This window comes from Marinomonas pontica, assembly GCF_026191375.1.
GTDB classification, from domain to species: Bacteria; Pseudomonadota; Gammaproteobacteria; order Pseudomonadales; family Marinomonadaceae; genus Marinomonas; species Marinomonas pontica.
This window is the reverse complement of record NZ_JAODTL010000048.1, coordinates 46,039-66,740: the sequence shown is the minus strand read 5'-3', so window position 1 is coordinate 66,740 and position 20,702 is coordinate 46,039. Positions and strand designations below refer to the sequence as shown.

18 protein-coding genes and 2 pseudogenes are annotated in these 20,702 nt (G+C 46.4%); 12 read left to right on the top strand and 8 right to left on the bottom strand.

The features are described 5' to 3' along the window. From N5P32_RS13245 to N5P32_RS13210, 8 genes are all read right to left on the bottom strand, one after another. On the bottom strand, positions 1-575 hold a 575-nt coding region (locus N5P32_RS13245; RefSeq protein WP_265729511.1), incomplete at its 3' end, for a penicillin-binding protein activator LpoB. Positions 576-629: 54 nt separating this feature from the next. Next, complete coding sequence (locus N5P32_RS13240; protein WP_265729510.1) at positions 630-2,267, bottom strand: hypothetical protein; 1,638 nt, start codon at positions 2,265-2,267, stop codon at positions 630-632. A gap of 28 nt (positions 2,268-2,295) precedes the next feature. After that, positions 2,296-2,418 carry a hypothetical protein gene (locus tag N5P32_RS13235; protein WP_265729509.1) on the bottom strand — a complete coding sequence of 41 codons (123 nt, stop codon included), beginning with the start codon at positions 2,416-2,418 and terminating at the stop codon, positions 2,296-2,298. Positions 2,419-2,504: 86 nt separating this feature from the next. After that, positions 2,505-2,984: a protein-export chaperone SecB gene (secB, locus tag N5P32_RS13230; protein WP_265729508.1), complete on the bottom strand. Its 480-nt coding sequence runs from the start codon at positions 2,982-2,984 to the stop codon at positions 2,505-2,507. Positions 2,985-3,074: 90 nt separating this feature from the next. Further along, positions 3,075-3,326, bottom strand: a complete 252-nt coding sequence (gene grxC, locus N5P32_RS13225) for a glutaredoxin 3 (RefSeq protein WP_265729507.1) — start codon at positions 3,324-3,326, stop codon at positions 3,075-3,077. 11 nt (positions 3,327-3,337) lie between these two features. Further along, on the bottom strand, positions 3,338-3,757 hold the full coding sequence (locus N5P32_RS13220; RefSeq protein ID WP_265729506.1) for a rhodanese-like domain-containing protein: 420 nt from the start codon (positions 3,755-3,757) through the stop codon (positions 3,338-3,340). A 189-nt stretch (positions 3,758-3,946) separates the two neighbouring features. After that, a complete protein-coding gene (locus tag N5P32_RS13215; RefSeq protein ID WP_265729505.1) occupies positions 3,947-4,750 on the bottom strand; it encodes a DUF1338 domain-containing protein in 804 nt (267 codons plus the stop codon). Positions 4,751-4,868: 118 nt separating this feature from the next. Continuing rightward, entirely contained in the window at positions 4,869-5,738 is an 870-nt protein-coding gene (locus N5P32_RS13210; RefSeq protein ID WP_265729504.1) for a LysR family transcriptional regulator, read from the bottom strand. Between the two features lie 212 nt (positions 5,739-5,950). On the opposite strand from N5P32_RS13210, the gene amaB reads away from it, so the two are divergent. The 12 genes and pseudogenes from amaB to N5P32_RS13145 all read left to right on the top strand — a co-directional run bounded on the left by amaB (position 5,951) and on the right by N5P32_RS13145 (position 20,695). Then, positions 5,951-7,495 (top strand): L-piperidine-6-carboxylate dehydrogenase, encoded by a 1,545-nt coding sequence (gene amaB / locus N5P32_RS13205; RefSeq protein WP_265729503.1) that lies wholly within the window; start codon positions 5,951-5,953, stop codon positions 7,493-7,495. A gap of 169 nt (positions 7,496-7,664) precedes the next feature. Then, a complete protein-coding gene (locus N5P32_RS13200) occupies positions 7,665-8,858 on the top strand; it encodes an NAD(P)/FAD-dependent oxidoreductase (protein ID WP_265729502.1) in 1,194 nt (397 codons plus the stop codon). A 123-nt stretch (positions 8,859-8,981) separates the two neighbouring features. Continuing rightward, positions 8,982-9,911, top strand: a complete 930-nt coding sequence (locus N5P32_RS13195; protein ID WP_265729501.1) for a LysR substrate-binding domain-containing protein — start codon at positions 8,982-8,984, stop codon at positions 9,909-9,911. A 100-nt stretch (positions 9,912-10,011) separates the two neighbouring features. After that, a complete protein-coding gene (gpmI, locus tag N5P32_RS13190) occupies positions 10,012-11,541 on the top strand; it encodes a 2,3-bisphosphoglycerate-independent phosphoglycerate mutase (protein WP_265729500.1) in 1,530 nt (509 codons plus the stop codon). A gap of 7 nt (positions 11,542-11,548) precedes the next feature. Further along, a complete protein-coding gene (locus N5P32_RS13185) occupies positions 11,549-12,688 on the top strand; it encodes a murein hydrolase activator EnvC family protein (RefSeq protein ID WP_265729513.1) in 1,140 nt (379 codons plus the stop codon). A 51-nt stretch (positions 12,689-12,739) separates the two neighbouring features. Further along, positions 12,740-14,029, top strand: a complete 1,290-nt coding sequence (locus tag N5P32_RS13180) for a S41 family peptidase (protein ID WP_265729499.1) — start codon at positions 12,740-12,742, stop codon at positions 14,027-14,029. Positions 14,030-14,068: 39 nt separating this feature from the next. Continuing rightward, on the top strand, positions 14,069-15,238 hold the full coding sequence (locus N5P32_RS13175; RefSeq protein WP_265729498.1) for a divergent polysaccharide deacetylase family protein: 1,170 nt from the start codon (positions 14,069-14,071) through the stop codon (positions 15,236-15,238). 465 nt (positions 15,239-15,703) lie between these two features. After that, positions 15,704-16,816, top strand: coding sequence for a branched-chain amino acid ABC transporter substrate-binding protein (locus tag N5P32_RS13170; RefSeq protein ID WP_265729497.1), 1,113 nt, complete (start codon positions 15,704-15,706; stop codon positions 16,814-16,816). 105 nt (positions 16,817-16,921) lie between these two features. Further along, complete coding sequence (locus N5P32_RS13165; RefSeq protein WP_011978557.1) at positions 16,922-17,833, top strand: ABC transporter permease subunit; 912 nt, start codon at positions 16,922-16,924, stop codon at positions 17,831-17,833. Further along, positions 17,834-19,106: pseudogene (gene livM / locus N5P32_RS13155) on the top strand (high-affinity branched-chain amino acid ABC transporter permease LivM). It abuts the gene before it with no gap. Beyond that, a pseudogene (locus N5P32_RS13150) lies at positions 19,103-19,985 on the top strand (ABC transporter ATP-binding protein). Before livM ends, N5P32_RS13150 begins: the two co-directional pseudogenes overlap by 4 nt. Further along, entirely contained in the window at positions 19,982-20,695 is a 714-nt protein-coding gene (locus N5P32_RS13145; protein WP_265729496.1) for an ABC transporter ATP-binding protein, read from the top strand. Before N5P32_RS13150 ends, N5P32_RS13145 begins: the two are co-directional and overlap by 4 nt. Positions 20,696-20,702: the final 7 nt, after the last annotated feature.

Here is a 20,702-nt window from a genome sequence, read left to right as displayed (position 1 = left end):
ACTTCACGGTTTGTCGTCATATCAATCAATTTTAGGTCGACTTGATAGAAGCTAACACGCTGGTCGCCATTAGAATCGATGATGGAGTTGATTGTGCCAGATAAAGCAAAACCTGCACCTTGCTCAAGACCAAATTTGGCGACGGTTTCTGGGGCCGCGTTGAGTTCTTGTTCTTCACGTTCGTTGCGAATGTCGTCACGTTCGGCGCCAGACACCACAAAGTCCACTTTGCCTGCGCGTAATAGGCTGCGCTTGATGTCATTGATAAAGGTGTCGACGGGAATGTGTTCCGAGGTCTTGTTACGGATGTTTTGGACAATGACAGTTGGGTTGCCTTTTTGACTAAAATTAAAGTCACGGAACCACGGGAATGTGAGCATGTCGCCCATCATTTCTTCTGCCACTAGGCGAGAGTCGGTGTCATTCCAGCGGTCTGAAAGCGCGACTTCTTCGTTGGTGTCTAGGCGTTTTACGCTGCCAGAACACGCGGTTAATAGCATGGCCATCGCCAAGGTGAACATTCCCTTCCATGATAGGAAAGCCCATTTAGACTGTGTTTGCGTACTCATGTGCATAAGATTTTCCTTGCGTCCGTATTAGCCTGAGGTCAAGCCGTTAGTGTAATCAATTTAATAAGGGTTGCGTAGATTCCAAAGTGTAATTTTCTTGGCGTCTAATTGTGTTTTGCCAAGCGAAAACGTGTGTCGATTGACGCGGTATTCTGGCGTATAGCTGCCGGCGGCCAAAGGCTCACGGGTCAGCCTGACTTGCGCTGGAAGCATCAGCCAATTGCGAGTGTCAGCAGCGGAGGACGCAAACACGGCCACTTGGCCAATCAGGTTTAAAATCAGGCTGGCGCTGTCGTCTTTCACATTGCTGGTAACTTGGTACGCCAACCAGCTTCTGAGCAACTCTCTGATTAAACCTTCGTAAATGTCTCGTTGGGCTTGTGCCAGCTGCTCTTGAAAGGCGATATCAGCCAATGATGACATTCTCATGCCTTGGTTGGATGAGGTGATGGTATCGCTAATGTGCAATGTGGGTTGCTGTTGGTCCAGGGTGAAACGACGATAATATGGCACGGTAACGCGAATTGTTTGTTCCGTCAGTAGCTTATCAACGTCCATAGATTGCAGTTGCTGCCAGACTGGTCGTCCTAGAATCACGCGTTTGGTAAATATGCCCGAAAAGGTTCCCCATGCGCCGCCGGCTTTGTAGTTGGCGATCAGATTGAGTGGATTTATGTCGGCGTACACCATGGTGAACCAACGAAACGCGTCGTTTTCCTCTATGGTGCCGCCTCCGTGAAGAGGCTCAAGCACTAAGGAGTACGCACGCGGGTCGGCATACAGCAGCAAGCTCATTTCGCTTTTGTCTGGAATAAAGCCCTGATGTTCCAGCACTACTAATTCCGCATCGTCTGGGTGGTACTGTTTGAGGATGTCTTGCATAGCAGGAGACAATTTGGCTTGGATTTGTGCGTCGATCTCACTTTGGCTAAAACCGCCTTTTTGCATCATACGAATGGCGTCTAGCCATGCGCGTTCCGAGGTCGTCGCCGATAACGCGTATTGTTTGGCATACCCATCTTGGTAGAGGTTGGCGGCTTTTTGATAGCTGATACGAGCGTCGTCGTATTCGCCATCGATTTCATATTGGAGGCCTTCCATGTATCGTGCCCATGCATCATCACGGTACAAAAATTTATCAGTATCGCGTCCGCCAGTGTAAAAATCGCCCAGCCAACTGAGTGCGTCTTTATAAAATGCTTGGTTTTCTCTGGCGTTCAAATCTTGGTAGTTGGGGTTTTGTGCGCGGATTTCATTTAGCTTGATGTCAATACGTCGCACCTCAACCAGCGCAGCGTCGCTGAGTTGGCGTTTTTTGATGGTGTCTTTTTCTTGTTTCGCAAGAGCAAGGTAGTTCATGGATTTCAGGTAACTGATGTATACCCGCTCTAAACCACTGCCTCGATAATCACTTTGTCTGGGGTTGCTGAGTAAGGCCCAAGAGCGATTGGAAAAATTCTCTGGGAAGAAGGTGTCGCTGAGTTTCTCGGCTTGTTCCAATAGGGTGTTACTGCGCGCATAGTCACCTTGGTTTTGGGCTAGTGCCCCAATTTCCATGTAATACAGTAACTTGTCTTGTTTGCTGTCTAGAACTTCTTCTAGTTTGCCTTCGGCTTCTTTCCATTCGCCTGCTTTGGCTAAACTCAATCCTGCCTCAATGTCTTGCTGATAGGTTGCGCAGCCACTTAATACACTCACACTAATCCATAGAAGGAGCGATCTCACATTACATTCCTTTTTCTAAAAATTGATTGGCAATCAAAACGCCGAATAACGCAAAACAGCCCAAGTAGAGAATGAGCCAGCGGGCTTTTATGCAGTTTGGACACGGTTTCTTTTTCTTTTTCATGACAACTTTCCAAGGGTGGAGAGCGCACTATTATGCAATAAAAAAGGAGGCACGTGGCCTCCTTTTTTTGATCACTCAATGGTTATTTATTGAGTTGTTTCAGCTTGTTGTTTCTGTAGGCTTTCTAGGTATAGCGCATCAAAATTAATAGGGGCAAGCATAATTGCAGGGAAGCTGCCTTTCACAACGATGGCGTCGATGTTTTCACGCGCGTATGGGAATAAGGTCGCAGGGCAAGATGCGCCCAATGCGTGATGCAATTGCTGATCATCAAGACCAGAAATCACAAACAGACCGCCTTGTTGAATTTGTACCAAGTAACCCGTTTGTCCGCTATTTTTCACGGTAACCGTAATTTCTAGTACCACTTCGTATACGCTTTCGCCCACTTGGCGGCTTTTAGTGTTCAGTTCTAAGCCAACTTCTGGTTTCCATTCTTCTTGGAAAATCATTGGTGAGCGTGGAGACTCAAAAGAAATGTCTTTTAAAAAGACGCGCTGCATAGAAAGTTGAGGTGCTTGCGCTTCTTGTGTTTGTGCTTCTTGAGTTTCTGCAGTATCGGACATCTTGGTTCCTTTTCTATCGTTTTTTATGTTGTTGTTTGGTGATGCGTGCCACGTAAGCTATGCGTGAATGCATCATTGGAACGCTGGCTTTTAGGCAAGCATGGCGTCCAGTTTTTGTTCACGCTCCAGCGCATAAAGATCGTCGCATCCACCAATGTGTTGTTCACCAATCCAAATTTGTGGAACGGTGTGACGGCCGCTTTTCTCCATCATTTCTTGTCTTAATTCACGCTCTCCGTCGACACGGATCTCATTAAAAGCAATGTTTTTTGCTGTTAATAATTGTTTAGCTCTAACGCAAAACGGGCAGTAATCGCTCGAATAGATAGTGACAGTGGCCATAATAATTTCTGTTACCCTTTAACCAGTGGCAGGTTGGATGATTGCCATTCAGCAATGCCGCCTTGAAGTTTATACACCTTGCTAAAACCCGATTTTTTAAGGTCTTTAGCGCTTGCTCCAGCGGTCACGCCAGATTTGCATACTATGATGATTGGGGCATCTTTGTGTTTCTCAAGACGTTTCATGTTGTCTTTCATTTTCGCCGCAGGAATGTTCATTGCCCCTGTGATGTGGCCAGCGCTGAATTCTTTTTCCGGACGAATGTCGACAACAACCGCGTCTTCAGCGTTCATTAGATTGGTTGCTGCAGAAGGAGAAAGCCCTTGCGCGCCACCTTTGCTTTCGACAAAAAGTAAGGTTGCTAGAATCGCGAAAAAGACAGCGACCATTTCCCAGTGGTTAATAGAAAATTCAATAAGTTGGTTCATCATAATCGTAAGGCCCATATTTAAACTGCGAGCATTATACACGGCCAATAGAATCGGTACATACTCTGAGAAACCTTTGTGCGATGGCTTTGCATGTTAATTTATCTGGTTAGGTGGCGGCGGTCGGAGTGTGACGTGAGGCAAAAAAACGAGCCACATGGGGCTCGTTCTTCGTGTTATTCGATTGCTTGGTTATTTTGCGCTGGTGGAATCAAAGATTTTATCCGCGTTGCCTTCAATGAAGCTGTCGAACAACTCACCGTTTGGCATAGTGTGACGACGGGCGAATTCATAGAAACAGCTAGGGATGGTTTTTTGTACGCCATCGGAAAAGGTGTAGTCGACCTTGTCGGCCATGGTCGAAGATTGTTCCAAGTAGGATTCTGGAGAGCCTTTTACCAATCCACCTACTTGGTTAAGGGCATAACCTTCGTTTAGCAACAGTGCGTTCACCTCTTCAATGGTAGGGAACTGCTTTAAATGGTTGATACTGACGGTGAAGTGGTTGGCTTGCAAGCCCATTGTGGACAACCACGCTGCGTACTCACTGTGCTCAGCCAGAGCAAGGTATTCTGCTTCCGTTGGTGTTTCCCATAGTTTACCAGCCCAAAAAATGGCGGGTGTTTGTACCGCGTCTGCTGGAATCTGTGCAACCAGTTTGCTAATGATCTCTTGGCAGTGAGCGGGTAACTCTTCCACTAATAATTCAGAAAGAAAGACTTTCGGGGAATCAACATCTGTTTGGTGTTTGTAACAGCGTGCTTTTAGGTGTTTGCTCTCGAAGTTAAACGCACCGTAGGCTTTGTAGCCAATGGCTTCTAGTTGCGGCTCTAGTTTTTCCAATGAAACAGGCGAATGGTTAAACGTACGAAACGCCACGTGGTCGTTCAGTACGGTTTCACCGTGGCTTTTAAACAAGTCTTGAATGCGCTGTGCCTGTGGGGTGATAACCGTGTATTGATCCCATAAGGACGCAAAAAAATCGGCTGGTTTCATGAAATTCTCCTAAGTGGGCGGATCGAAGTAGAGACGGTCTCTAACGAATGACCATTACTCTAATTCACGCTTTGTCGTCGATGCAAAAGGTAAAAACGCACGTTGTGATGCGTAAAAGTTATGCGAGCCGATTGTCTGTGGCGTTTTTATGGAGGAACAGTTGCTGCTTCGCGGTCAAGATGGTGTTGATCAGATGCGCTGGGAAGCTGCGTGTTTTTTTGTGCGCTAAGCCAACCGCACGTTTAAGTTTGACGTCGTTCAACGGGCGCAAACAGAGATCGTTACGGCCTCGTGACGAATGTTCGGGGATTAAGGAAATGCCCAAGCCCGCTGCCACTAAATCCAGTGCGTACTCTTCGGTTTTTACCTGTGCTCGAATATCAGTGGTGAGTTCCTGTTTTTGTAAGAGGTAGTTCCACGATTCCAAAATGTCGCATGGCGTTCTGGAAATAAAGGGTTGCTTGTCTATTTGTTTGATCGAAACAGAAGGGAAATCGGCCAGCCAATGATCTAACGGCATGGCAATCACATAGTCGTCTTCCCAAAGTGGATAAAAAACGTCTTCTTCTGTGGTGTAGCGATTACAAGTGAAGCGCAGGTCGGCACTTTCTGACTCGTCGACCAGTTTTAGGGTGAGCCCATGTACTTCGTCGAGCATGGTTTTGATCACTTGGCTAATCAGTGCGCCAGACAAAAACGGCGTTAAGGAAATCGATAGCGCAAGCGGCGCTGGTGTGTCACTGAATAAACTGCGCATAGCGCTAAGGTCACTGACCATTTTGCAGGCATGGGGGTAAAGTTGAGATCCGCTGTCGGTGGGCGATACGCCTTTTGAGTGACGGACAAAGAGTTTGGTGCCCAGATCGTCTTCGAGCTGCGACACCGTCGTCGATATGGAAGGTTGCGCCACAAAGCAACGCTTGGCGGCGGCGCTTAGACTGCGTTCTTCATAGACCGCAATAAAGTAACGTAGTGATCGAATGTCCATCTGTGTGCTCTTTTTGTGTTTATTCTTTTGCCCATCGACCGTAGTAACGATTGATCCCCTGATTCTTTTCAATATACCTATAGGTTTATTGTCTTGCTATAGGAAAAAGCTAGACCACCAACAGAAAAACGGTATTTCTCATTTTTTACGGAGGCCGTTAAGGTGGAGGAAGTTCACTATTATTGATAAATACACACATCACAGAGGTTCATATGTCACTGACTTGCTTAGACACACTGGGTATCAACACACTGAAACAAGGCGATACTTTTTTCAGCGTATTAACAGGCAATACACTTACTTTGGGTGAAGGCAGCGCTTTTTCTGCGCACAGCCCGATTGACGGTGCAAAATTGTCTACTTTTAATAATGCGACGCCAGCTCAGTTAGAGGCCGTAAACGCAGAATTAAAAGACGCATTCAAAGTATTGCGTACCATTCCTGCACCACGTCGTGGCGAATTGGTTCGTCGTATTGGTGATGAAGCGCGTAAATACAAAAATGAATTGGCTCAAGTGATTTCGTTGGAAGCGGGCAAAATCGTTCCTGAAGCGTTGGGTGAAGTACAAGAATGGATTGACGTATGTGATTTCGCCGTGGGTCAATCTCGTATGTTGCACGGTTTGTCTATTGTGTCTGAACGTCCAGGCCACCGTATGATGGAGCAGTGGCAACCACTGGGTCCGGTTGCAGTGATTACCGCGTTTAACTTCCCTATGGCCGTTTGGGCGTGGAATGCCATGCTGGGTCTTGTTTGTGGTGACCCTATTCTACTGAAACCCTCTGAAAAAGCGCCACTGTGTGCTTTAGCAATGTACCAAATCGCGCAAAATGTGATTGCGGACATGCCTGATATCCCTAAAGCGGCGGTGTCTGTGATGATTGGTGACCGTGATTTGGGTGAAGCGATTTCAGCAAGTGAAACGTTCCCTCTCGTGTCGGCGACCGGTTCTACAGCAATGGGTCGTGCGGTTGCTAAGACTGTGGCGGGTCGTTTAGGTCGTTCTTTGTTGGAGCTGGGTGGCAACAACGCCATGATCGTGTCTAGCACAGCGGATTTGGATCTTGCTTTGCGCGCTATAGTATTCTCTGCCGCCGGTACTGCTGGTCAGCGTTGCACAACATTGCGTCGTTTAATCACGCATGAGTCTGTGGTGGATGGTTTGGTGGATCGTTTGGCGAAATCTTACGGTTCTCTTCGCATTGGTAACCCATTGACGGAAGGCAATCTTGTGGGGCCTTTGATTGACGAAGGCAGCTTTAATCGTATGCAAGCGGCGTTGGAAACAGCGAAACAGCAAGGTGGCGAAATTATTTGTGGTGGCGATCGTGTGACAGAAGGCGTGCCAGCGGGTGGTTTCTATGTGAAGCCTGCGATTGTTCGCATTGCCCACGATGCGCCGATCGTACACGAAGAAACCTTCGCGCCAATTATGTATGTATTGACGTTTAGCTCGTTTGACGAAGCGATTGAAATCCAAAACGAAGTGCCTCAAGGTCTGTCTTCTGCTGTGTTTACAGAAAGCATGCGTGAAGCCGAGTTGTTTATGTCTCCAGCGGGTTCTGACTGCGGCATTGCCAACGTGAACATCGGTACATCCGGTGCGGAAATTGGTGGTGCGTTCGGCGGTGAGAAAGAAACCGGTGGCGGTCGTGAATCGGGCTCTGATGCGTGGAGAAACTACATGCGCCGTACAACAAATACCGTGAACTACGGCGGTGACTTGCCATTGGCTCAGGGTATTGTTTTCGAATAATTGTTTTCTCTCAAACACAACAGGCGAGATTTTCTCGCCTGTTTCAATTTTGCTGTAGGTTTTGGCCAATTTCCTTTTTAGGGTCGTCTTATGTCTGAAAAAATCTGTAATTCGTTATGGCGTGCAAGCTCTCCTGATGCGCCTGTTTTAACGCCTTTGGAAGAGGCGTATGGATGTGGAAGTCGTTATTGTCGGCGCGGGTTTTACGGGGCTTTCAGCGGCGTTGCATTTGGCCAAGTTTGGCGTATCTGTGGCGGTGGTTGAAGCCCAAGAAGTTGGCTTTGGTGGCTCGGGACGAAATGTGGGTTTGGCGAACGCCGGTGTTTGGTTGGAACCCGATCAGCTGGATCAAGCCATTGGCGTGGACGCTGGTAATATCATGTACAAGGCATTAGCGGCGGCTCCCGACTGTGTGTATGGCTTGATAAAAGAATACGATATTCAATGCGAACCCGTGCGTAATGGCACTTTGCATGCGGGGGTTGGTAAAGCCGGTTTAGCGCAATTGCAGCGTCGCTATGAGCAAATGAAAAAGCGCGGTGCGCCCGTTGAGTTACTGGATGCCGCCGAAGCAGAAGCGCGCATTGGTTCTAGCAAATTCAATTCTGCATTGTTTGACCCAAGAGCGGGAACGATTCAGCCATTGGCGTACGCCAGAGGGCTAGCGCATGCGGCGTTGAAAGAAGGCGCGAAACTGTTTGATCAATCGCCTGTGAGTAAAATTGAGCCCGCTGAAAACGGCTGGGTTCTGCACACGGAAAAAGGCGAGGTTCACGCTGAAAAAGTGATTCTTGCGACCAATGCGTATTCGGAATTTGGTGTGAAAGAGCAGGCGCGTAAGTTTGTACCAATCTTTTATTCCCAGTTGGCGACTAAGCCATTAAGTGACGCTCAATTGGCTAGCGTGTTGCCGAATAAAGAAGGCGTTTGGGACACCTGTACAGTGATGAGCTCTTTTCGTTTAGACAATCAAGGCCGCTTGGTGTTTGGTGGAATGGGCGGCGAGGGCAGTGTGTTGTCGAATTGGGCGACGCAGCGCGTCACAGAATTGTTTCCGATTCTGAGCAAGGTGGAATGGGATTATTGTTGGACAGGTAAAATTGCCTACAGTGAAGACCATTTGCCGCATTGCCAACAACTGCAAAAAGGCTTGTTCAGTGTGGCCGGTTACAGTGGTCGCGGTATTGGCCCAGGAACGGTAGTGGGTGCCGAGTTGGCGGAATGGCTGTCAGGCCGTCGAGACAGTTTGTCGATTCCAACCACCATCCTTAGAGATATTTCGTTTCGAGAATTGAAGCGCTTATTTTACGAAGTGGGTGCTCACACTTACCATCTTGGTCAGCAGTCCCACGCGTTAAGCTAGAAGCGATAAGTAATGGTATGAAAACGCATCTTTATGGTGCGTTTTTTATTTTACTGTTTGGGAATAAGAGAGATATAGGATACAGTTATTCCCTTCTTGGTCCTGTTTATGAGTAACGTCTAGATGCGCCGTTATATCCCATCGTCAACCGCTTTAAAATGCTTTGAAGCTTCTGTTAGACATTTAAGTTTTACAAAGGCGGCAGAAGAATTACACCTTACCCAAAGTGCGGTTAGCCGACAAATTCGTAATCTAGAAGAATTTCTTTCGCGTGACCTATTTATTCGTTTAAACAAGCGATTGGTATTAACGGGAACGGGGGCGGCGTATTACAAAGAAGTGGTGCCTCTGTTGGACGGAATGGAAAACGCCTGTTTACGGATGTTGCATCGCGAGGACGAGAAAACCACATTGACGATTTCCGCGCTTCCGACGCTGGCATCGTATTGGCTCATGCCTCTTCTGGCTGAGTTTCAACTGGCTCACCCTCAGTTTCAAATCAAAGTACGTTCATTGGATGATGCTGCAAAGATAGATCCAGAAAGCATCGATATTATTTTGCATTACGGTGGCGATCATTGGCCACGCGCTATTTCTCATCAGTTGATGAAAGAAAAGGTGATAGCGGTGTGTTCTCCTGCCTTGTTGGAGCGTATTGGAGCGGATCGTGCGCTAGATAAAATGACAGATGCATGGCGAGTGGAAGACGTGACCGCGTTTCCTTTTTTGCATCTGTCATCGCGTATTAACGCTTGGCCCGATTGGATGGTCGCGCAGGGTCTAGAAAGTGGTTCTTTTGCGGGGGCGTCGTTCGCGCATTTTCATATGTTGTTGGAAGCGGCGAAAAACAGCATGGGCATTGCGATCATGCCGACGATTCTTGCGCAACGTAGCATACAAAATGGCGAGCTGGTGGCCCCTTTTGGTAGTGCGGTGATTACCCCCCATGAGTACCTTTTGTCGTACCCTGTGGATAAGGCGGATTTGGAGCAAGTGGTCATCTTTAGAGACTGGCTGTTGGCAAAACGAAGTGAACTGCCTGCTTCTTATTAATGAAATTAATAGTCCGAATAGAGACTCGAGTCTGTAACTAAATTACAAGCCTGTGATAGTATCGAGTCATAATCATGATCAATTTACGGGATAGATTAACATGAACAAAAAGACCACAGCCCTCTTTATCCTTGATGGATGGGGATACAGCGAAACCTCTACTTCTAACGCGATTGCTGCTGCGAACACGCCTAACTGGGACGCGTTATGGAGCAATCAGCCGCATACTTTAATCAAAACATCCGGTCTTGCCGTTGGTTTGCCTGAAGGTCAAATGGGTAATTCTGAAGTCGGTCACATGAACTTAGGCGCTGGCCGCGTGGTGTATCAAAACTTTACTCGTATCGGCAAAGCCATTGAAGATGGTTCGTTCTTTGAGAACGACGCGCTGGTCAATGCGGTCGATAAAGCGGTGAAGGCTGGCAAGGCTGTGCATATTTTAGGTTTGCTGTCTGATGGCGGCGTTCACAGTCACCACGAGCAGATAATGGCAATGTGTGAGTTAGCGGCAAAACGTGGTGCGAAAGCGGTTTATGTGCATGGCTTTACGGATGGTCGTGACACGCCGCCTCGTTCGGCTAAAACGCCAGCGGCTGAGTTAGAAGCCAAGCTTGCTGAGCTAGGCGTTGGTAAAATTGCCACCTTGACGGGGCGTTATTATGCCATGGACCGTGACAATCGTTGGGATCGTGTGCAAACGGCGTACGATGCCATTGTATTAGGCAAAGGCGAATTCCAAGCAGAGAGCGCAGAAAGCGCGATTCAAGCCGCTTATGATCGCGATGAAAACGACGAATTTGTGAAAGCCACCGTGATTGGTGAGTCGGCACCAGTGCAAGATGGCGATGCGATTATCTTCGCTAATTTCCGCCCTGATCGTGCGCGCCAACTGACTCGTGCTTTTACGGACGCTGACTTTGATGGTTTCACTCGCGCTGTTTATCCAACGCTGGCGTCGTTTGTAACCTTTACGGAGTTTGCTTCTGACATCAACGCTGATGTGGCATTTCCGCCGATTGCTTTGACGAATACATTGGGTGAAGTGCTGGCAAAACACGGTAAAAAGCAGCTACGCATTGCGGAAACCGAAAAATACGCTCACGTGACGTTTTTCTTCAACGGTGGGGAAGAAGCGTTGTTTGATGGCGAAGAGCGCGAGTTGATCCCTTCTCCAAATGTGGCAACGTACGATCTAAAACCAGAAATGAGTGCGCCAGAAGTGACGGACAAGTTGGTTGAGGTGATCGAAGCGGGCAAGTACGACACGATTATCTGTAACTTCGCGAACGGCGACATGGTAGGCCACAGTGGTATTTTTGAAGCGGCAGTGAAAGCGGTTGAAGCGGTTGATGCCTGCTTAGGTCGAATTATTGATGCGTTGAAAGTGAATGGTGGCCAATGTTTGATTACCGCAGACCATGGCAACGTGGAGCAAATGTTGAGTGATGATGGTGCGCAGCCTTTAACATCTCATACGATTGGACCTGTGCCATTGGTGTTGTTTTCTCCTTCTCAGGGGGTAGGGTTGAAAGAAGGCGCTTTGTGTGACCTTGCTCCCACCCTGCTGGATATGATGGGCATGGATAAGCCGGCGGAAATGACAGGTGTGAGCTTGCTCACGCGGGCTTAAAATAGTGATGATGTTATTATCACGTTGCCTTCTTTTGAGTTTGTTACTGCTGTCCAGCGTGAGCTGGTCAGCAGGCGAACCACAAACTCCAGAAGAAGCTAAGCAGCAGATTCAAGCATTGCAAAAAGACCTTAAAAAGCTCAATACCTGGCTTAAAGATCTGAAGTCTGAGCGGTCGGATGTGGAAAAACAGCTTGAAGGAAAAGAGAAAGATATCCAAGAGTTGTTAAAAAAGATTCAGTCCATTCAGCAAAGTCTTCAACAAGGTGAAAAGCAGCTGGGTGAATTGAGAGTCCAGCAGCGCTCATTGCAACTGAGTATCCAGCAACAAAATGACCAAATAGCCGCCCAATTAAGGGCGGTTTATCGTTCAGGCAAGGAAGAAAGTATTAAGTTGCTGCTGAACGGGGACAACTCGGAAGACGCCCAACGCTTGGTGCAATACAACCGTTATTTTTCCAATGCGAGACAATCCTTGGTAAACGGATTCGTCAACGAAGTCAGCGATCTGAACTTGGTTGAAAAAAGCATCCGAAGCCATCGAGCACAGCAAGCCAAAGAAGAAGTCTCTCTCAAAGAAGAGCGTCGTCGCTTAACGGCGCAACAAGCAAGCCGCCGAGAATTATTGGCGAAATTGGACCGTGATTTGGCCAAGGGCGATCAGCGCTCCAAACAGTTACAGCAAGATCAAAAAGACTTACAGGACATGTTGAAGCGTCTAGAAGAAGCGCTGGCTGACATTCAAATACCCGATCAAGACGTGCCTTTTTCATCACAACGTGGCAAGTTAGTTCGACCTTTAAAATCCATTAATGAATTGTCAACCAATGGCAGTATTAACCTAGGTGGCGTGACATTACGTGCGAAAGAAGGCGAGCCAGTTCATGCTATTTTTTCAGGGCGGGTGGTGTTTTCAGATTGGATGAGAGGGTTTGGCTTTTTACTTATTTTAGATCATGGTGATGGCTATATGTCATTATACGGATACAACCAAAGCCTGCTGAAAGAAGTGGGGGAATGGGTCGGTGCAAGTGATACGGTTGCGATGGCTGGTAGCACGGGTGGTCGCCCCGATACCGCTTTGTTTTTTGCCATTCGACATAACGGAACACCATTAAAACCACTTTCTTGGGTAAACGCTGGGTAATATTCATGGCACACTGCATCCCGCACCCGTGACAATGTTATAGGATAAAACATGATTCATTCTTTACGTCGACGACTTCCATTATTTTTTCTTGTGCTGTTGGTTCAGCCCGGCTTTTCTGCGCCGCTTCCTGTCGCTGTTCAAGAGCCTTCCAAGTTGCCCACTGCGGAGATTCAATCGTTTGTTGAGACATTCGAAACCATTCGTGAAGGGTACGTCGAAGTGATGTCTGATGAAGACATTTTGCATAAAGCCTTAAAAGGCATGGTGTCAGGACTTGACCCTCATTCGGAATACTTTACCAAAAGTGAACTGGTGGATTTCAATGAACTCACGTCTGGAAACTACGCTGGTATTGGCGTTGAAGTTGAAATGAAAGACAAGCGTTTGACGATTATTACGCCAGTCGATGGCTCGGCCGCCAAGGAAGCCGGTGTGTTGGCGGGGGATGTGATCATTAAAATAGACAATACCTTGATTACCGATCTTGGGATGCAAGACATTGTGACCATGATGCGCGGGGAAATTGGCTCCACTGTTACTTTGGATATTGAACGTGATGGTGAAGTAAAGCATTACGAGCTGACTCGTCGTTTGGTCGAAGACGCCAGTGTGACGGACAAATGGTTGGACGATGGTATTGCGTATTTTCGTATTAGCCAATTTCAGGGTGACAGCAGTACGGAGTTTTCCCGGGCTATTGATAAGCTGAAAGCCGAGCATAGTATTCAAGGGATTGTTTTGGACTTGCGAAATAATCCCGGTGGCGTATTACAAAGCGCCGTTGGCGTGGTCGATGTTTTTATTAATAAGGGCATGATTGTGTACACCAATGGTCGACATGACATGTCAAAAAGCCAATTTATGGCAACGGAAAAAAATACCAAGTTAGCGACGGTGCCTGTGGTTGTGCTGGTAAATGAAGGTTCTGCCTCTGCGTCTGAAATTGTCGCTGGCGCATTACAAGACCATCGTCGAGCGTTGATTATGGGGACAGAAACCTTCGGCAAAGGTTCAGTGCAAACGGTTGTCCCTCTTTCTAATGGCGATGCGGTAAAGTTAACAACGGCTTTATATTACACGCCTAACGGGCGTTCTATTCAGGCACAAGGCATTACTCCTGATTTGGTGGTGCCGCAGGCAACCTTGACGTTTGATAAAGGACAGTTTTTTGTCAAAGAGGCCGAATTAAAAGGGCATTTGGGAAATGGAACTGGCGGCGAAGAGCGTACGAGTGCGGATGTGAAATCGGATATTGGTGAGTTAGCGAAAAGCGATTTTCAATTGTTTCAAGCATTAACCATTTTAAAAACGCTGCCAAAGTTCACGAGTAAGAATTAAGTTTTGTTTTATCAACGTATTTTTTGGGTAATAGTTCACTTGGTTAATTTTAAGGTAATGGGTTTTATCGTCATTTGTCTGTTTACTTTGTCATCAAGGGCGGAGGAGTCAGAGCCAACTTTTGAGACCTCTAAAGAGCAACAAGAGAGCCGTCACAGCGATGGTGTTGATGTGTATGAATGGGTGGCAGATGACGCTGTCGTTGAGGATAATTCAGACGGTGGTGTGGCGTATTTTGAGGAGCCGTTGGTGTTGCCTGAGCATTTGGGCCCTGTTATTAATCCTATTTCCGCCAAAAATACCGACGAACCATCGGTCGCCTTCCCAGAGTCGCCATTATTGGACGCGCCAGCGCCTTGGGTTCCATCAATAGTGCCATTTCTCGACCATACCCTGCCTGAAGAAGCAGCGGCTAAAGAGGGTGCTAAAGATGGTAAAACAGCCTCAAAGCCATTGCATGAACCCAAAGTGGTATCGCCTAAGCAAGAGGGTGTCCCTGCCAAGATTCTGGCGGTCGACGTTCACCCTAAAATGCCCAAAATTGCGATCCTGATTGATGACTTAGGGTATAACCGTCACGGTATGGAATCGTCGTTGTTGTTGCCGACCGAAGTTGCGTTGGCGATTCTGCCTAGTACTCCCTTTGCGCATCAAACGGCACTGGGGGCTCAAAAGCAAAATCGAATTACCCTGTTGCACGCTCCTATGGAAAATCAACGAGAGCTGAAATTAGGGCCGGGTGGATTGTACGCCAAGATGTCGGAGCAAGAATTGAAGTCTACGTTGTCTAATGATCTGGATGGCTTGCCGGGTATAAAAGGGGTGAACAACCACATGGGGAGTTTACTCACGACCAAAGCCGATTCGATGAAGTGGGTAATGGAAACCCTAAAAGGTCGCTCGTTGTTTTTTATTGATAGCCTGACTAGCCCGAAAAGTGTAGCGAAGCAAACGGCTCAAGAATTCGGTCTAGAAACAGTGAGTAGAGATGTGTTTTTGGATAATATCCGAACCGAAGCCGCGATAGACAAACAATTCACACGGTTAATTAAGTTGGCAAAAAAGCACGGTAGTGCGCTGGCAATCGGTCATCCTTATCCAGAGACGATGTCTTACCTTAATAAGCGACTGCATAATCTAGGGCAAGATGGCGTGCATCTTGTGCCTGTGTCAGCGCTGTTAAAGGTGGCCACACAACCGGCTCCCTAAATGGTTATTTTATAAAGCTAGGAGGTTTTTGATAAAAAATCGGAGTTTTTACTAATTTATTTCTTGGCTTTTTGTAATACATTAAATCTGTGTTGTGTGTTTTGCATACAGCGCGGGGTTTTAATATCCGCCCTCTTAAATATCCCTCCAAACAGTTTGCTCCTGCTTAGTGCAGAAGATCACGCTCGTCAGTATAAAATTCTTTATAAATAAAAAAATACAGTGATTAATTTTGCTTATATTTTAATCGACAGCGTTTTGTCTCTTCTATTTGCATTATTTGTTCGCACTACTATTGACCAAACAATAGACTAATATTAATGTGTAGCTTCATTACAGTGCACATTTTTTGAATAATTGCTGTAAACGTTCCATATTTAATACTTTGTAATAGGTTGAAATGTTGGAACGCTTCTTGCTTTTGAATAATAACGATAAAACACAAAACGAGTAGAGGCTTTTCTTATGTCAAATGCGGTTGTTAGAAAAACATTAATTTCTCTTGCTGTTGCGGGTGCGGCTACATTAGCACAAGCAGATGTGGTCATCGGTGTTGCAGGTCCTCATACTGGGGCTTATGCTGCATTCGGTGAACAATTGTGGAAAGGGGCTGAAAAAGCGGCCGCTGACATTAACGCCGCGGGTGGTGTTAATGGCGAAATGATCTCTTTGGTAAAAGCAGACGATGCGTGTGAGCCAAAACAAGCTGTATCGGTTGCTAACCGTCTAGTGGATTCCGATGGCGCTGTTGCTGTTGTGGGTCACTTCTGTTCTTCTTCTTCTATCCCTGCGTCAAAAATTTATGAAGAAGCCGGTGTTATTATGGTAACGCCTGCTTCCACAAACCCAACGTTGACTGACCAAGGTTTGCCAAACGTTTTCCGTGTGTGTGGTCGTGATGATCAGCAGGGCGACGTAGCAGCGAGCTATATTGTGGACAAACTAAACGCGAAACGCGTTGCCGTTATTCATGATAAGGACACGTACGGTAAAGGCCTTGCAGACGCAATGAAATCCACTCTTAACGCTTATGGCGTAAAAGAAGTGATGTACGAAGGTTTGACTCGTGGCGAGAAAGACTTTAACGCCTTGATTACTAAAATTCGTTCTGTAGACGCAGACGTTGTGTATTTTGGTGGTCTTCACTCTGAAGCCGGCCCATTGGTTCGCCAGTTGCGTGAACAAGGTTCCAAAGCCATCTTTATTTCTGGTGACGGTATCGTATCTGACGAATTCGTTTCTGTAGCGGGCTCTCCAAAATACGTTGATGGCGTGTTGATGACATTTGGTGCGGATCCAACCTCTTACCCAGCGGGTAAAAAAGTGATCAAAGAATTCCGTGATAGCGGTTACGAGCCAGAAGGTTATACCTTGTACTCTTACACAGCGATGCAAGTGGCTGTTGCTGCATTGGCAAACAATAACTTAGACCCAATCAAAGGCGCTAAATGGTTGAAGTCTCATTCTGTTAATACGGTAATGGGTAAAAAAGACTTTGACAGCAAAGGTGACTTAACGGTTTCTGATTACGTTATGTACGAGTGGGATGCTCAAGGTAAATATAGTCAAGTAGATTAATTTCCTATTAGTTTTCTGTTCCTGTCATATCTGACACAGGGTTGCTCGCCACGGATTAGGTGAGCACTCCTGATTTCTCTATTAAAATTCCCACGAGGTCTTACGATGGATATCGTTCTCCAGCAGTTGGTAAACGGTCTTACCCTTGGTTCTGTTTATGGACTCATTGCGATCGGCTACACCATGGTGTATGGCATTATCGGCATGATTAACTTTGCGCATGGCGACGTTTACATGGTCTCTGCATATATCACCGCTATTGCATTAGCACTTTTAACATTTTTCGGTATCGAATCTTTTCCTATCATTCTTGTCGGCACCTTATTCCTAACGGTTGCTGTCACTGGCGCTTATGGCTGGGTAATTGAACGTATTGCCTATCGTCCATTAAGAAGCTCCAGTCGTTTGTCTGTATTGATTTCTGCGATCGGTATGTCGTTGATTTTGCAAAACTATGTGCAACTTAGCCAAGGTGCAAATCAGCAGGGCGTACCAACACTGTTAACCGGCGCCTTGCGTTTCCATGTTGGTGACGGATTTGTGCAAATCACGTACATGAAATTGCTCATTCTGTTTATTTCTATTTTGGGTATGGGTGTACTGACTTACGTTATCCAAAAAACAAAACTAGGTCGTATGTGTCGAGCGACCCAACAAGACCGTAAAATGGCTTCTATTTTGGGTATAGATACGGACAAGGTTATCTCGACTGTTTTCGTTATTGGTGCCGTTATGGCTGCGTTGGCGGGTGTATTGGTTACGCTTGATTACGGTGCATTTGATTTCTATGTTGGCTTTATTATTGGTATCAAAGCCTTTACTGCTGCTGTATTAGGCGGCATTGGATCCTTACCAGGTGCTATGTTAGGTGGGTTGATTCTTGGATTGTCTGAAGCACTGTTTGCTGGGTTGATTAGTTCTGATTATAAAGATGTTTTTTCATTCTCTTTGTTAGTACTCATTTTGATTGTTCGCCCAAGTGGCCTTTTAGGCAAACCTGAAGTGGAGAAAGTATAAATGAGCCAAGCAGTCGGAATTAATTTTAAAAAAAGTAGCATTGATGCCTTAATTGCCGGTTTTATGGCGTTGGTCTTATTTGGACCCATTGTTGGTGTCGTGTTAGATGGGTATAACTTTAATGCTGAGTTCGGAAAAGTCGCTTGGATGGTGGCTATTGTCGCCGCAGGCCGCTTCGTTATGTCATGCTTTTTCAGACTGAAAAAGGCGTGGCGATGGCATTTCGTTACGCGAATAACAATGAAGGGGTGGAGGTATTAGCTCCGGGCCATAAATCTAAAATGATCTGGATTATTCCGTTGGTCATGGTGATTGGCTTAATCATTCCGTTTATTGCATCCAAATACGTTTTGACGGTTGTCATCCTTGGCCTAATATACGTTTTGCTAGGGCTGGGGCTTAACATCGTTGTGGGTTTGGCGGGGTTGCTGGATCTTGGTTTTGTTGGCTTCTACGCGATTGGTGCTTACGGTTTGGCGTTAGGTTATGAAAATCTGGGCTTGGGCTTTTGGTCTATGTTGCCGATAGCGGCCGTTATGGCGGCCATTGCTGGGGCGATTCTGGGTTTCCCTGTTTTGCGTATGCATGGGGATTATTTGGCCATTGTTACGCTGGGTTTTGGTGAGATTATTCGACTTGTTTTAACAAACTGGGCGTCTTTTACTCATGGACCAAACGGTGTTTCTGCACCACTTCCTACTCTTTTGGTTTGGAATTTAAGCGCCGCTCTAGCAGTGGTGAAACCTTCCATGAATTTTTTAATCTTCCTTATGATTCCGCTTACAAGTACATGTTTGTGTATTTGATTCTATTTTTCGTAGTTTGGGCGGTATTGTTCATTAAGCATCGTTTGGTAAAAATGCCAATTGGTCGCGCGTGGGAAGCATTGCGTGAAGATGAGATTGCTTGTCGATCTTTGGGGTTAAACCACGTACTGGTAAAACTGTCTGCCTTCATGTTAGGTGCTTCTACGGCGGGTTTGGCGGGTGTGTTTTTTGCCTCTTACCAAGGTTTCGTCAACCCATCGTCTTTTACGTTCTTTGAATCTGCGTTGATTCTTGCGATCGTTGTCTTGGGTGGAATGGGCTCGACTTTAGGCGTTGTACTTGCTGCCTTCTGTTTAACTGTTTTACCTGAAATATTGCGGGAATTTGCTGAATACCGTGTGTTGATGTTTGGTATTTTGATGGTTGTTATGATGATCTGGAAACCTCGAGGTATTGTTCGTGTTACTCGAACTGGTTTTGCTGCGAGAAAAGGGGTAACGAAATGAGCCAAGAAAATGTTTTAGCTGTTGAAAACTTGGTGATGCATTTTGGTGGTATTAAAGCACTAAATGACGTGACCTTTGATATTAAACGAGGCTCTGTTTCTGCTCTTATTGGTCCGAACGGAGCGGGTAAAACGACGGTATTTAACTGTTTGACAGGGTTTTACAAAGCGACTGGCGGTAAGATTATTTTGTCTGCTGGCGGTAAAGAGACCAGTATCATTAAAGTGTTAGGCGAACCGTTCAAAACGACGGATTTCTTCTCACCTTTTGCGTTCTTTGCGCGCCTTAAATACAAAATGTTTGGTGGCTCGCATTTGGTGAACCGTGCGGGCCTTGCCCGTACGTTTCCAGAATATTCGATTGTTCAAAGAAATGTCGGTGGTGGAGAATTTGCTGGTGGCACAACATATGCTAGCAAATCGCAGCTTATTGGCCGGTATTTTAAACACTAAGTCTTATAAAAAAGCCGAAGAAGACGCGTTAGAACGTGCTTTTTATTGGTTGGGTGTGGTTGATTTGGTGGATTCTGCTAACCGATTGGCGGGTGAACTTTCATATGGCCAGCAACGTCGTTTAGAAATTGCTCGTGCTATGTGTACGAATCCAGAGATTGTGTGTTTGGATGAGCCTGCGGCTGGTTTGAACCCATCTGAAACCGAAGCATTGACCAAAATGATTCGCGTATTGCGTGATGAGCATAATACGACAGTGTTGTTGATCGAGCACGATATGGGGATGGTCATGGATATTTCGGACTACATAGTAGTGCTGGATCATGGTGAAGTCATTGCGAAAGGCGGCCCTGATGACATTAAGAGTAATCCAAAAGTTATTGCAGCTTACCTTGGTGCAGAAGAAGGTGAGGAGGTAACACTATGACTACATTGATGGAATTTAAAGACGTAGATGTTCATTACGGTCCAATTCAAGCGCTGAAAAAAGTCTCTCTTACTGTAAATGAAGGGGAGATTGTGACGTTGATCGGTGCCAACGGTGCGGGTAAGTCAACGTTATTGATGTCTATTTTTGGGCAGCCACGCATTTCTTCAGGTGAAATCATTTATCGCGGTGAAGATATTTCGCAAAAATCTGCGCATTATGTGGCGTCGCATGGTTTGGCTCAATCACCAGAAGGTCGCCGGATTTTCCCTAGTATGTCGGTGGAAGAGAACCTATTGATGGGGACGATTCCAATCGGTATGGATCATGCTGAGGAAGACATGCAGAAAATGTTTGAGCTGTTTCCTCGATTACTGGAGCGCCGCAATCAGCGAGCCTCTACTATGTCTGGTGGTGAGCAACAAATGTTGGCGATCGCTCGTGCCTTGATGAGCCGTCCAAAACTGCTGTTGTTGGATGAGCCGAGTTTAGGTTTGGCGCCCATTATCGTGAAGCAGATCTTTCAAATTTTGAAAGACGTAGCGAGCACAGGGATGACCATATTTTTGGTGGAGCAGAACGCTAACCACGCCTTGAAATTGGCAAACCGTGGTTACGTTATGGTCAACGGTGAGATTCGTATGACTGGTACTGGGGCTGAGCTACTGGTCAACCCAGAAGTACGAGAAGCTTACCTAGGCGGCCACTAAACTTAAA

Coding starts and splice junctions, on each gene's coding strand:
- N5P32_RS13215 (WP_265729505.1), bottom strand. CDS start 4,750: ATGAAACCAGCCGATTTTTTTGCGTCCTTATGGGATCAATACACGGTT.
- N5P32_RS13195 (WP_265729501.1), top strand. CDS start 8,982: ATGCGCCGTTATATCCCATCGTCAACCGCTTTAAAATGCTTTGAAGCT.
- N5P32_RS13170 (WP_265729497.1), top strand. CDS start 15,704: ATGTCAAATGCGGTTGTTAGAAAAACATTAATTTCTCTTGCTGTTGCG.
- N5P32_RS13210 (WP_265729504.1), bottom strand. CDS start 5,738: ATGGACATTCGATCACTACGTTACTTTATTGCGGTCTATGAAGAACGC.
- N5P32_RS13185 (WP_265729513.1), top strand. CDS start 11,549: ATGATGTTATTATCACGTTGCCTTCTTTTGAGTTTGTTACTGCTGTCC.
- secB (WP_265729508.1), bottom strand. CDS start 2,984: ATGTCCGATACTGCAGAAACTCAAGAAGCACAAACACAAGAAGCGCAA.
- gpmI (WP_265729500.1), top strand. CDS start 10,012: ATGAACAAAAAGACCACAGCCCTCTTTATCCTTGATGGATGGGGATAC.
- N5P32_RS13220 (WP_265729506.1), bottom strand. CDS start 3,757: ATGATGAACCAACTTATTGAATTTTCTATTAACCACTGGGAAATGGTC.
- N5P32_RS13145 (WP_265729496.1), top strand. CDS start 19,982: ATGACTACATTGATGGAATTTAAAGACGTAGATGTTCATTACGGTCCA.
- N5P32_RS13180 (WP_265729499.1), top strand. CDS start 12,740: ATGATTCATTCTTTACGTCGACGACTTCCATTATTTTTTCTTGTGCTG.
- N5P32_RS13200 (WP_265729502.1), top strand. CDS start 7,665: ATGGATGTGGAAGTCGTTATTGTCGGCGCGGGTTTTACGGGGCTTTCA.
- grxC (WP_265729507.1), bottom strand. CDS start 3,326: ATGGCCACTGTCACTATCTATTCGAGCGATTACTGCCCGTTTTGCGTT.
- N5P32_RS13235 (WP_265729509.1), bottom strand. CDS start 2,418: ATGAAAAAGAAAAAGAAACCGTGTCCAAACTGCATAAAAGCCCGCTGG.
- N5P32_RS13165 (WP_011978557.1), top strand. CDS start 16,922: ATGGATATCGTTCTCCAGCAGTTGGTAAACGGTCTTACCCTTGGTTCT.
- amaB (WP_265729503.1), top strand. CDS start 5,951: ATGTCACTGACTTGCTTAGACACACTGGGTATCAACACACTGAAACAA.